Here is an 11,909-nt window from a genome sequence, read left to right on the forward strand (position 1 = left end):
GAGTTCCCGAACGACCGCAACCGAAAAGTTGCAAAAAAATGACTGACTGCTGCATTCCCCAGCAAAACCCCGCCTTATACCCTTTTATGCACAAAGTTATCCACAATCATGCACGGTTCCCGACGCGATCCCACGAATTGAGCGAGAAGATCAACTATACTAGCGGCAAATATTCTCCTCTGTTCAGGCCCACCCTCATGACCACACAACGCCTCACCCGCGACTGGCGTCTCCCTACAGCAGGGGTGATGCTGCTGGCACTTCTCTTTGCGGGTTTTACCCTGCATGCGCACTGGAACGCCTTTATCCAGTGGTGTCTCGCCACGCAAATTACGCTGCACCGCTATCTGGTGATGTATCTGCTGCAGCTTAATAACCACCAGTACAGCGGCGGATTATGGCTGTTAACGGGGGCTTTACTTTATGGTGTCCTTCACGCCATCGGACCCGGGCACGGAAAGTTCATCGTGACGACCTATCTGACCACCAATAAGGAAAGCGAGCTGGCCGCCCGGGTCGTCCCCTTCTTGGGTAGCCTGATGCAGGGCGTCAGCGCCATTCTGTTTGTCTTTATTCTGGCGGTAGGATTTAACCTCGCCTCAGGGGATATTAGTACCAGCCGCTGGTATGTGGAGAAGATCAGCGCAGTGCTTATTGGCGCATTCGGCGCATTTGTCATTTACCAGGCGCTGAAAAGTCTGCGTCCGCGCAGAATGTCTGTCTCTGCCATTAAGCCACTTCATCAGCACGACGAACACTGTGGCTGCGGCCATCACGGCGTAGGTACAGACCTGACGCAGGGCGACTGGAAAACCCGTCTGGGTGTGATTCTGGCGATTGGCGCACGCCCGTGCAGCGGGGCGATCATGATTCTGATGTTTTCGAACGCGCTGGGCATTGTCACCTGGGGGGTGGCCGCAGTCATGACCATGTCTCTGGGAACCGCCCTCTCTATTGTGGGGCTGTCCCTTGCTGTAAGGTACGCCCGCGAACGCACGGTGACCTGGTTCGGAGAAAGCGCCTCATTAAGATGGCTGGTACCGGCAGTCAAAATAGCCGGAGGGATAGTCCTGATCCTATTCGCGACAGTGCTGTTCCTGACGGTGATCCCCATCAGTGCCAATGGCGACTACATCGCTGCCGGATGCTAATAAAAGAAAACCCGCCGTTGGCGGGTTTATTTATTACTCGTTGATGCGTGGATGCTGATCCACCAGTCGGGAGCGTTTTTTCTGCAGCTCTTCAATCTCGGCGTCAATATCCTCAATCTTCTGCTCTACATTATCGTAGTGCTCACGCAGGATCTCTTTCGCTTCCTGGATATCCGATGCCGCAGGCGTTGCGCCTTTCAGAGGACGATTTGCCGTCTCCTTCATGGTAATACCGGTAATCAAACCAATCACCGCGATCACCATCAGGTAATAAGCAGGCATCATCAGGTTCTGTGTGCTCTCCACCAGCGAGGCGGCAAGCGTTGGGGTCAGACCGGCAATCAGCACCGAGATGTTAAAGGCTGCGGCCAGCGCGCTGTAGCGAATGTGGGTCGGGAACATTGCGGGCAGCGTTGAGGCCATCACCCCGATAAAGCAGTTAAGGATCACCGCCAGCATCAGCAGACCGGCAAAAATCAGCCCCAGCACATCACTGTTAATAAGAATAAATGCCGGGATTGCCAGAGCAAACAGCGCAACGCTTCCCAGAATAATGAACGGTCGACGACCAAAACGGTCACTCAACAGACCCATAATCGGCTGCACAAACAGCATACCCACCATGATGGCGATAATAATCAGCACACCGTGATCTTCCGAATAGTGCAGGTTATGCGACAGATAGCTCGGCATGTAGGTCAACAGCATGTAGTAGGTCACGTTGGTCGAAATCACCAGACCAATACAGGTCAGCAGGCTGCGCCAGTGCTTAGTGGCAATCTCTTTGAACGATACCTTAGGACCATCCTGCAGCCCTTCGCGGTCACCCTGCTCCAGTTTATCGACGTGCTGCTGGAAGGCAGGCGTCTCTTCCAGCGCATGACGCAGGTAGAGGCCAATAATCCCCAGCGGCAATGCCAGGAAGAACGGAATACGCCAGCCCCAGTCGAGGAAGTTATCTTCACCCACCACGGTTGAAATCAGCACCACGACGCCCGCCCCCAGGACAAACCCGGCAATCGAGCCGAAGTCCAGCCAGCTTCCCATAAAACCGCGCTTACGGTCCGGGGAATACTCGGCAACGAAGATCGAGGCACCGGTATATTCACCGCCTACGGAGAAGCCCTGGGCCATCTTACAAATCAGCAGGAGAATGGGTGCCCAAATGCCGATGGTGGCGTAAGAGGGTATAAGGCCGATACAGAATGTACTGATCGACATAATAACGATGGTGATAGCAAGGATCTTCTGGCGACCATATTTATCGCCGAGCATACCGAAGAACAGACCACCCAGCGGGCGAATCAGGAAGGGAACGGAGAACGTACCCAGTGCGGCAATCATCTGCAGGCTGGGATCGGCCCCGGGGAAAAACACTTTACCTAACGCATAGGCCACAAAACCGTAGACACCAAAATCGAACCATTCCATCGCATTACCGAGCGAGGCTGCGGTAATCGCTTTACGCAGCTTTGCGTCATCAATAATGGTGACGTCGCGAAGCGTGATGGGTTTAATCTTTTTCCTTCTCAGCATAGCTATCCTCGTTGACTCGGCCCTGTCTGTTTCACAGTCCAGTATGCGTTCTGTGAACCATGGGATCCGCTCCATGCGAATCGCCTTATTCAAGCGTAGCAGGTTTACTTACATTGACGTTTTACATCGATACAACCGAACCTGTTGACGCCTGCCTGGGCAGTTAATGACCTTTTTACCCTACCAGCGTTTATATTTGCGATCAACTTCACATATATTTTGCGTCTGGTCAACTCAGTCCAATTTTTGTCAAGGAGTGCCAATAAGCAATTCCTTACCTTCCCTAAAGAACATCCTCACGCGCGTTTTTATTTCTTTCGTAACAGAAAAACAAACCACGTTAATTCACATCAACTTTACATAAATTTTCATCAACAGGATCCGGCTTAAAGATTTACATTAAATATGTGACAAAGATAACTAAAACGATGTTTTATTTTCATTGAATCAATATTCCAATGATCGCATGATAAATCCGAATACAACGTTTTATGTGTTTTCAAAAGAGGCTAATCGCGAGCACACATTTAATTATGTTGCAGGGCCATCGAAAAAAGACCGCAAGCAACAATAGCAATCAATTGAATTTATTGACTAATTTTTAACACCTATCCCCCGTACTGCGGGATCCGATGTGAGGTTTGTCTATGAAGATTAAAGCCACGATAGAACGCATTCCTGGCGGTATGATGCTGGTTCCGCTGGTGCTGGGCGCGATCCTGAATACCCTTGCTCCCAATACCGGAGCTTATTTTGGCGGTTTCACTAAAGGCATGATAACGGGCACGGTTCCGATTCTTGCCGTCTGGTTTTTTTGTATCGGCGCGTCCATTAATTTGCGGGCAACGGGTACCGTATTACGGAAATCCGGAACGCTGGTGATAACCAAAATAGCGGTAGCCTGGGCGGCGGCAATGATATGCGCAATGTTCATTCCAGAGAATGGAATTCAGACCGGGTTCTTCGCGGGATTATCGGTCCTGGCAATTGTCTCGGCGATGGACATGACCAACGGCGGATTATACGCCAGCCTGATGAACCAGTACGGAACGAAAGAAGAGTCCGGCGCATTTGTGTTGATGTCTCTGGAATCTGGCCCGCTGATGACGATGCTGATCCTGGGGTCTGCTGGCCTAGCCTCGTTTGAACCCCACCACTTTGTCGGCGCGATCCTGCCCTTCCTGGTCGGTTTCGCCCTTGGCAATCTCGATCGCGATCTGCGTGATTTCTTCAGCAAAGCCACGCCGGTGCTGATCCCTTTCTTCGGTTTCGCACTGGGGAACACCATCAACCTGAAGGTCATTCTCGATACCGGCCTGCTGGGCATTGTGCTGGGTGTCGCCGTGATCGTCATCACCGGCATTCCGCTGATTATTGCTGACCGCGTAATCGGAGGAGGAAACGGCACGGCGGGCGTCGCCGCCTCTTCAGCCGCAGGTGCTGCTGTCGCAAACCCGGTGATTATTGCTCAGATTAACCCGGCCTTCGAACCGGTCGCTGCTTCAGCGACTGCACTGGTTGCCGCGAGCGTGATTGTCACCGCGATTCTGGTGCCCATCATCACGGCGCTATATGCGAAGCGCTACGGGAATATGCATGAGACCCAGCCTGAACCGAAACCAATAGAAGCGAATCATTAACACACCGCATCAGAACATCCCCTCTCCCCTCGGGGAGAGGATCGGGGTGATAAGGGATTCATCCAAAAATTTCTTCCACCATCCCGTCCACCAGCCGTTTTGCCGAACAGAGCCGCGGCATGCCCAGCGCGACGGTCTGCCAGTTTTGCGTCACTGACCAGCTCACCGGATGTTGATCCGCCTGACACCAGTCCCCCAGCCAGCCCAGCATATCTTTATGATCGATTAAGCCCGGAGAGGCCGGCGTTGTAAGCCACTGGTGATAGAAATGGCGGGTCGTGGGTGACGCATTGATACCCTGCGCCAGATAGTTAGCCGCCATGCTGCGCAGGTTATCCTTAAGCATTGCCGCCACATCTTCATTCGCGAGGCGGCATGCGTCACCAAATGCCCCCCAGCGCAGCTCTTCCAGGACGATAAAACAGCGCCCGGCCAGCGACCAGCCATCATAATGTCCGGCCCGCCAGCGGGTAAAAATCTGCTCGCTGTGCTCGCCCGCCTGCACCGTCAGCCCGCGCTGGGTTAGCGCCTTCTCTTTCCAGGCGGCGCGTTGGGTAAAATGAGAAGAGAGTTCAGCGTACTGCTGCATCAATCCGGGGGACTGCTGGGCGCGCGGGTGCGTCTGCTGGCGCAAAGCAATCAGTTTCTCTGCCATTAGCGTCAGCGCGAGATGACCCGGGTCAAGCATGCCGGCCAGTTTTTCCGCCAGCCCCAGGCGCAGCGCCGCATTTTCATTGAGCATACCCGCCATCGCCCAGGGGCGTAGCCGGGTATGCGTCATGATTTCCTGAGTCAAACGCTCACGAAACTGAAGCTGTTGAGGTCCCAGGTGAGGATGACGCGCCGCGTCCACTCCCTGAACCAGATCGACCATAAATTTTGGATTAATACACTCCAGCGTTCGCCCGGGGCCATCCAGTAGTGGTGTTGTCATGGTTGCTCTGCCGCGAATAGAGTTTGAATATCATCGCGTAACAGTCGGGTATCTTCCTGTATCCACGTCGCAGTAGTAATACTTTGCTTCAACAACTGGCAGAGCGCTCGGGTTGAATGCTCATTCTGTTGACGCACTGCGAGGCTATCACGCAAGCTTTCCTGTAACCCGGTCAGGCACAACGAAAATTCTGCAAAGAACGTTGCCATTCCTGCCGTAACAGAGACATCGACCTGCGCGGACAAAGCTTTACGTATTTGTTCACAAAACTGATCAATATGTTGCTTAAATTTGTCATGTAGCTGCGCAATGTCGATAACATAGCGCGTGCGCGTTTCCACATACTCATCCCAGCCCCAGCCCGGATTATTGAGCCAACGAGAGACCGTTTCACGCATGCTGCTCCCGCCGGAGGGAGGGGCGGCCTGGCTGTCGTCCTGTGCAATCGCATCGTTGAACAGCGCTCGCGTATTGAAGTTAAGCTGGCTTGCCTGAAACGCGGGGAAACTGATCCGCGCCCGAAACCCCGCATGGCTCAGATGCTCTTTAATACGCGTTTCGATGGGGCGCATGGCTTCGTTCAGGGAACGCGCCAGCGTAGATTCAAGCTGGTCGAAGCGTAACGCCAGCTCCCGGCAAATCTTCGTCTGTGCATCGAGCATCACCAGCTCGCAGGAGGAGCGGATTTTACTCAGCGCGATCTGCGCCTGCCCTTCATCTTCCAGAACCAGCTGTTTCAGCTCGTGCGCCTCGTCACCGCGAAGGTTCTGCCGATCGATACCTGCCAAATCAAGAATATGCTGAGCGCTGAACACCTCACCAATCGCCTGGTGAAGCGCAGTTTTTTGGGCTCCCATAAAGTCCGTAGTGGCGTTCAGAGCCTCTTCAACCTCATGTTTCACCTCATCGCTCACCACGCTCTGACGCGTCTGCAGAAGCGCCATGTCCTCTTCCAGACGTGCGATGTTCAGTTCCAGCGCCTCAAAGGCAACCGTCAGCCCCTGATAGCGGAAGTCGAGGTACTCCCGGGCATTTTGTGCATAGTTGAGCAGTTTATGCGAAGCAGAACGCAGCGCGTAAAGTGAAGCATTGGCATAGGCGGCGTAAATCAGTTTGCGTATCGGTTGTTCGAATAGCGAATCTTCCCAGAGCAAATCGGCAGAATGACGAATATGGTCGATATCGTCCAGGTCCGCCGTACGCCAGCGACGTCCAAGCGCAGCTTCAGCAAAATCCTGCACCCAGGGTTGCTCCTGATGATCCGGCAGTTGTCCGTGGGTACTCATCTCGTAGCGAGCGCGGTTCGCCAGATAGGCCCACATGGACGAAACGGGGTAGATCTGGCCAGGCGAAATATTGCCTTTCATTAAGGTGCCGGAGATCATCGCCCGGATCTGCTCTTCATCGTCGCTATTGCGATCTTTCTGATCGAATTTATTGACCAGCGCATACAGCGGCACGGATTTTCCCGCTGCGGAAATGGCCTGGCGGACTTCTTCATCAGAAATGGATTTAAGCTGGGTATAATCCATCACGGCCAGCACCGCCGACGCGCGGGACAATTGCTCGCTGAGCATTTTTTGCAGGTGCGGCTGTCCGGCCTCATTCGGCCCGGGCGTATCGAGCAGCGTCAGCTGTCCGAGGTGAGCATCCAGACCCGCAAGATGCACGAACTCCACTTCAATTACCGGGATATGTTCGATAGCCGCATACTCAGAGAACGGAAACTCTACACCTAATGCCTGGGAAAGCCTCACCAGGTCGTTGAGACTTTTCAGACAGTGAAATATCGGCTGCGCGCCCAGGTGATGCTTCTCAAACGCTTCCCCTTTTTCAATGCGCTCCAGTAGCGTATTCATGTCTTTATCAATTTCCAGACGCTGAGCCAGCTTCCCGCGGTCGTAATCGCATAGCTTTTTCTGGAGCAGTTGGATCAATTCATCAATGGGCGAGGCATGCGAGAAATGCAGCACCGGCTCCTTCTGACCCGGCGTGTGGCGAATCAGGGTAGGAAGTGCCGTCATCGGACGATTGCGATTCGGCAACACTTCGGTCCCCACAATCGCATTAATGGTGGTTGATTTCCCCGCCTTCATGGTGCCCACAATAGCCAGGACCATTTCCAGCCGGGTTATTTTTCGTAATTCATTATTCAGCATCGCCTGCTGCGCTTCGACACCGCGCGCGCTAAAATGCAAAGGTAAAACGTTGTTCTTTTCACCCGTAATAGCAGCCGCAGTGCTCTCCAGCATCGCAGTCGGCATTGATTTCAACGTATCAAGGTTTTGCAGGGCGAGCTGTAGCAAACGCTCAGCTTCCTGGCTTAATTCAAAAATGGTCTGTGTGTGCATGATAAAAGCCTTTCCTTAACGCAAATTTATTACTTTTATTAAGCCACTGGTATTAATTATGTTGTTCAGGCTTATATGATTACGTGTGGAAAACATGTTCGCCGAAATATAACTGATTGATGATAATCAGAAATAATTCACTATCCTTGCATGGCGTGTATAGCTTCCCTCCTGGCCTGACAGCCAAAAGAAAAAAAGCGTAGCCCATTTTTAAGAAACTTCAGGATATATCATCATTATTTCCCCCCTAAAAAGAGAGGTAATACCCCACTGCCATAAGATATGTAGAGCAGCGAAGTCCAGAGATAAATAACAATGTGTCGCTTCACCTTATCCGAAATGAAGGAACGTAGCAATTTGCCGCAATAAAATATTCGATATATTTAGCGTCATTTCTTCCCACCGTGTTAATGAGGTAAGCATCGCTTAACTGACTGACAGGAAGTGTCACTCCCGATACGTTTTTTGCATTTTTTTAATTCACAATGTCACCGACAAACGTGTGGATTTGCGCTATACTTGCCGCCTTTTTCGGCACGCTGCCGTCATTTAGCTGGCACTTTCCAGCGCGTTTACACTTTTTGAGGATACCGATATGTCACTCCCGCACTGCCCAAAATGCAATTCTGAATACACCTATGAAGATAATGGCATGTTCATCTGCCCGGAATGCGCTCATGAATGGAATGATGCCGAACCATCAAACGATGCTGATGCACTTGTCGTCAAAGATGCGAACGGCAATCTGCTGGCGGACGGCGACAGCGTAACCGTGATTAAAGATCTGAAAGTGAAAGGCAGCTCTTCCATGCTGAAGATCGGCACCAAAGTGAAGAATATCCGTCTGGTTGAAGGCGATCATAATATCGACTGCAAAATTGACGGCTTCGGTCCGATGAAGCTGAAATCAGAGTTTGTGAAAAAGAACTGATTTACCCGCCCGGTGGCGCTTCGCTTACCGGGCTTTCGGGCACTACACTTAACGGGCTTATCTTACGTGAGGTAAAGATTATGCCGTTAAGTCCCTACATCTCTTTTGCCGGCAACTGCGCTGAGGCCACCGCCTTTTACCAGCAAGCCGTCGGCGCAGAACTTCTCTATAAAATCACCTTCGGTGAAATGCCAAAAAGCGATAACAGCGAAGAAGGCTGTCCGTCCGGTATGCAATTTCCGGATTCGGCTATCGCCCACTCCAACGTCCGCATTGCGGGCAGCGATATCATGATGAGCGACGGGATGCCGCCCGGCAGCAACGCGCAGTACGCGGGTTTTACGCTGGTGCTTGACACCCAGAACGTCCATGAAGGCAAACGCTGGTTCGACAACCTCGCCGCGGGCGGGAACATCGACATGGCCTGGCAGGAAACCTTCTGGGCTCACGGTTTTGGTAGAGTCACCGATAAGTACGGCGTGCCGTGGATGATTAACGTCGTTAAGCAACAAACGTCGTAGGCAGGACACGCGCAGCGCAGCCAGCAAAAGCGCCCGGTGGCGCTGCGCTTACCGGGCCTACAGTAACTGTCATCGCTTTCACTTCAACTCTTCAAACTCCCGCAACCTGCACTTAACCCAAATGTCACATTGATGCGCCAGCATGAGGCCACATTTATCGTGAGGCCCAGCACATGCAAACCGTCATCCGCGTCGAGAAACTGAGCAAGACCTTTAATCACAACAAGGCTCTGCATGCCGTTGATCTGACCGTCCGGCAGGGCAACATGGTGGCGCTTCTCGGGCCTTCTGGCTCGGGTAAATCTACCCTTCTGCGCCATTTGAGCGGGCTTATCACCGGCGATAAAACGCCGGAAAGCCACGTCGAGCTGCTGGGTAATACCGTCCAGCGCGCCGGGCGTCTGGCGAGCGATATCCGCAAGAGCCGCGCCCAGACGGGCTACATCTTCCAGCAGTTCAACCTGGTAAACCGCCTGACTGTACTGGAGAACGTGCTGATTGGCGCGCTCGGCAGCACCCCGTTCTGGCGCACCTGTCTGCGCTGGTTCTCCCCTTCCCAGAAGCAGGAAGCCTTGCAGGCGCTGACCCGAGTCGGCATGGCGCACTTCGCCCACCAGCGCGTCTCTACCCTGTCCGGCGGGCAACAGCAGCGCGTGGCGATTGCGCGCGCGCTGATGCAGAAAGCGCAAATCATTCTTGCTGACGAACCCATCGCCTCGCTGGACCCGGAGTCCGCCCGCATCGTGATGGAGACCCTGCGCGACATTAACCAGAACGACGGCATCACCGTAGTGGTCACGCTGCATCAGGTTGATTACGCCCTGCGCTACTGCGAGCGCATCGTCGCCCTGCGTCAGGGGCACGTGTTCTTTGATGGCGCGAGCCATCAGTTCGATAACGAACGTTTTGACCATCTCTACCGCAGCATTAACCGCGTCGAAGAGAACGCGCAGGCTGCTTAATTAAACCCGATCCGAGGAAAGTACATGAGCTACAAAGCCGTTGCCGCGCTGGCCTTTACCAGCATGTTCAGCATCAGCACCCTGTTAAGCCCAGCGTATGCGGAAGAGCAGGAAAAATCGCTGAACTTCGGCATTATTTCGACGGAATCACAGCAGAACCTGAAGCCTCAGTGGGAACCGTTCCTGAAAGATATGGAAACCAAGCTGGGGATCAAAGTGAACGCCTTCTTCGCCCCGGACTATGCGGGCATCATCCAGGGAATGCGCTTTAATAAAGTAGACATCGCCTGGTACGGCAACCTCTCCGCCATGGAAGCGGTGGACCGCGCGAACGGCCAGGTCTTTGCCCAGACCGTCGCGGCAGATGGCTCCCCTGGCTACTGGAGCGTGCTGATCGTCAACAAAGACAGCCCGATCAACAACCTCAATGACATGCTCGCCAAACGCAAAGAGCTGACCTTCGGCAACGGCGATCCGAACTCTACCTCCGGCTACCTTGTCCCTGGCTACTACGTCTTCGCCAAAAACAACGCCTCCGCCAGCGACTTCAAGCGCACCGTAAACGCCAGCCACGAAACCAACGCGCTGGCCGTGGCCAACAAGCAGGTGGACGTTGCCACCAACAACACCGAGAACCTCGACAAGCTGAAAAGCTCAGCGCCGGACAAGCTTAAAGAGATCAAGGTTATCTGGAAATCGCCGCTGATCCCGGGCGACCCGATCGTGTGGCGTAAAAACCTGTCCGAAAGCACCAAGGACAAGGTGTACGACTTCTTTATGACCTATGGCAAAACGCCGGAAGAGAAAGCGGTTCTCAAACGTCTGGGCTGGGCACCGTTCCGCCCGTCAAGCGACCTGCAGCTGGTTCCGATTCGCCAGCTGGCGCTGTTTAAAGAGATGCAGGGCGTCAAGGACAACAAGGGACTGAAGGACGAGGAAAAGACCAGCAAAGTGGCCGCGATTCAGGCCCAGCTTGAAGACCTCGACCGCCTGACCGCCGCGCTCGGCGCGATGACCAGCGTGAATAAAGCGGTGCAGTAACTTTGTCCCCTCTCCCTTGAGGGAGAGGGAGAACAGTTTAAGGAGCCAACATGCAAACCATCACCCTCCCGCCGCCAAAGCGCAGCTGGTTCTCGCTCATAAGCTGGGCCATCCTGCTGGCGGTGCTGGTTATCTCCTGGAAGGGCGCGGAAATGGATCCGCTGCTGCTCTTCAAAGACGCGGGCAACATGGCGACCTTCGCCGCCGACTTCTTCCCGCCGGACTTCAGCCAGTGGCAGGACTACCTCAGCGAAATGGCGGTCACCCTGCAAATCGCCGTCTGGGGCACCGCGCTTGCCGTCATTCTCTCCGTTCCGTTTGGCCTGATGAGCGCCGAAAACATCGTGCCGTGGTGGGTATACCAGCCCATGCGCCGCCTGATGGACGCCTGTCGTGCGATCAACGAAATGGTCTTTGCGATGCTGTTCGTAGTCGCCGTCGGTCTGGGTCCGTTCGCAGGCGTTATGGCGCTTTTCATTCACACTACCGGCGTGCTCTCCAAGCTGCTCTCCGAGGCGGTCGAAGCCATTGAACCCGGTCCGGTGGAAGGCATCCGCGCCACGGGTGCCAATAAAATCGAAGAGATCCTCTACGGCGTTCTGCCTCAGGTGATGCCGCTGCTGATCTCCTACTCCCTGTACCGCTTTGAGTCCAACGTCCGCTCCGCCACCGTGGTCGGCATGGTGGGCGCAGGCGGGATTGGCGTCACCCTGTGGGAAGCGATTCGCGGTTTCCAGTTCCAGCAAACCTGCGCCCTGATGGTGCTCATCATCGTCACCGTCAGCCTGCTGGATTTCCTCTCTCAACGTTTGCGCAAGCACTTCATCTGAGAAGCGAGGCTT

At 53.9% G+C, this 11,909-nt stretch carries 10 protein-coding genes; 7 read left to right on the forward strand and 3 right to left on the reverse strand.

Annotated elements, in window-relative coordinates:
* The first annotated feature begins 197 nt into the window (after nucleotides 1-197).
* Entirely contained in the window at nucleotides 198-1,151 is a 954-nt protein-coding gene (locus ACWYRJ_RS07515; protein ID WP_455507666.1) for a nickel/cobalt transporter, read from the forward strand.
* Between the two features lie 33 nt (nucleotides 1,152-1,184).
* Here the strand turns inward: ACWYRJ_RS07515 and proP are convergent, their stop codons facing one another.
* Nucleotides 1,185-2,687 carry a glycine betaine/L-proline transporter ProP gene (gene proP, locus ACWYRJ_RS07520; RefSeq protein ID WP_023334221.1) on the reverse strand — a complete coding sequence of 501 codons (1,503 nt, stop codon included), beginning with the start codon at nucleotides 2,685-2,687 and terminating at the stop codon, nucleotides 1,185-1,187.
* 647 nt (nucleotides 2,688-3,334) lie between these two features.
* On the opposite strand from proP, the gene kdgT reads away from it, so the two are divergent.
* Complete coding sequence (kdgT, locus tag ACWYRJ_RS07525) at nucleotides 3,335-4,327, forward strand: 2-keto-3-deoxygluconate transporter (protein WP_149367239.1); 993 nt, start codon at nucleotides 3,335-3,337, stop codon at nucleotides 4,325-4,327.
* 58 nt (nucleotides 4,328-4,385) lie between these two features.
* Here the strand turns inward: kdgT and ACWYRJ_RS07530 are convergent, their stop codons facing one another.
* Both ACWYRJ_RS07530 and crfC read right to left on the reverse strand, forming a co-directional pair.
* On the reverse strand, nucleotides 4,386-5,261 hold the full coding sequence (locus ACWYRJ_RS07530) for a diguanylate cyclase regulator RdcB family protein (RefSeq protein ID WP_111964169.1): 876 nt from the start codon (nucleotides 5,259-5,261) through the stop codon (nucleotides 4,386-4,388).
* Entirely contained in the window at nucleotides 5,258-7,612 is a 2,355-nt protein-coding gene (gene crfC / locus ACWYRJ_RS07535) for a clamp-binding protein CrfC (protein ID WP_133293612.1), read from the reverse strand. Before crfC ends, ACWYRJ_RS07530 begins: the two co-directional genes overlap by 4 nt.
* A gap of 595 nt (nucleotides 7,613-8,207) precedes the next feature.
* Between crfC and ACWYRJ_RS07540 the strand changes: the two genes are divergently transcribed.
* From ACWYRJ_RS07540 to phnE, 5 genes are all read left to right on the forward strand, one after another.
* Nucleotides 8,208-8,543, forward strand: a complete 336-nt coding sequence (locus ACWYRJ_RS07540; protein ID WP_111964171.1) for a zinc ribbon domain-containing protein YjdM — start codon at nucleotides 8,208-8,210, stop codon at nucleotides 8,541-8,543.
* An 80-nt stretch (nucleotides 8,544-8,623) separates the two neighbouring features.
* The gene (gene yjdN / locus ACWYRJ_RS07545) at nucleotides 8,624-9,064 is read left to right on the forward strand and encodes a VOC family metalloprotein YjdN (protein ID WP_455507667.1); all 441 of its coding nucleotides are present in this window, start codon (nucleotides 8,624-8,626) and stop codon (nucleotides 9,062-9,064) included.
* Between the two features lie 173 nt (nucleotides 9,065-9,237).
* Nucleotides 9,238-10,026, forward strand: a complete 789-nt coding sequence (gene phnC, locus ACWYRJ_RS07550; RefSeq protein WP_111964173.1) for a phosphonate ABC transporter ATP-binding protein — start codon at nucleotides 9,238-9,240, stop codon at nucleotides 10,024-10,026.
* Nucleotides 10,027-10,050: 24 nt separating this feature from the next.
* The gene (gene phnD, locus ACWYRJ_RS07555; protein ID WP_455507668.1) at nucleotides 10,051-11,067 is read left to right on the forward strand and encodes a phosphonate ABC transporter substrate-binding protein; all 1,017 of its coding nucleotides are present in this window, start codon (nucleotides 10,051-10,053) and stop codon (nucleotides 11,065-11,067) included.
* Between the two features lie 50 nt (nucleotides 11,068-11,117).
* Nucleotides 11,118-11,897 (forward strand): phosphonate ABC transporter, permease protein PhnE, encoded by a 780-nt coding sequence (gene phnE, locus ACWYRJ_RS07560; RefSeq protein WP_048226491.1) that lies wholly within the window; start codon nucleotides 11,118-11,120, stop codon nucleotides 11,895-11,897.
* Nucleotides 11,898-11,909: the final 12 nt, after the last annotated feature.

Source organism: Enterobacter sp. (assembly GCF_977039595.1).

Bases quoted from the DNA above. Each gene is read 5' to 3' on its own strand.
- phnD (WP_455507668.1), top strand. From the start codon at position 10,051: ATGAGCTACAAAGCCGTTGCCGCGCTGGCCTTTACCAGCATGTTCAGC.
- crfC (WP_133293612.1), bottom strand. From the start codon at position 7,612: ATGCACACACAGACCATTTTTGAATTAAGCCAGGAAGCTGAGCGTTTG.
- kdgT (WP_149367239.1), top strand. From the start codon at position 3,335: ATGAAGATTAAAGCCACGATAGAACGCATTCCTGGCGGTATGATGCTG.
- proP (WP_023334221.1), bottom strand. From the start codon at position 2,687: ATGCTGAGAAGGAAAAAGATTAAACCCATCACGCTTCGCGACGTCACC.
- phnC (WP_111964173.1), top strand. From the start codon at position 9,238: ATGCAAACCGTCATCCGCGTCGAGAAACTGAGCAAGACCTTTAATCAC.
- ACWYRJ_RS07540 (WP_111964171.1), top strand. From the start codon at position 8,208: ATGTCACTCCCGCACTGCCCAAAATGCAATTCTGAATACACCTATGAA.
- phnE (WP_048226491.1), top strand. From the start codon at position 11,118: ATGCAAACCATCACCCTCCCGCCGCCAAAGCGCAGCTGGTTCTCGCTC.
- yjdN (WP_455507667.1), top strand. From the start codon at position 8,624: ATGCCGTTAAGTCCCTACATCTCTTTTGCCGGCAACTGCGCTGAGGCC.
- ACWYRJ_RS07530 (WP_111964169.1), bottom strand. From the start codon at position 5,261: ATGACAACACCACTACTGGATGGCCCCGGGCGAACGCTGGAGTGTATT.
- ACWYRJ_RS07515 (WP_455507666.1), top strand. From the start codon at position 198: ATGACCACACAACGCCTCACCCGCGACTGGCGTCTCCCTACAGCAGGG.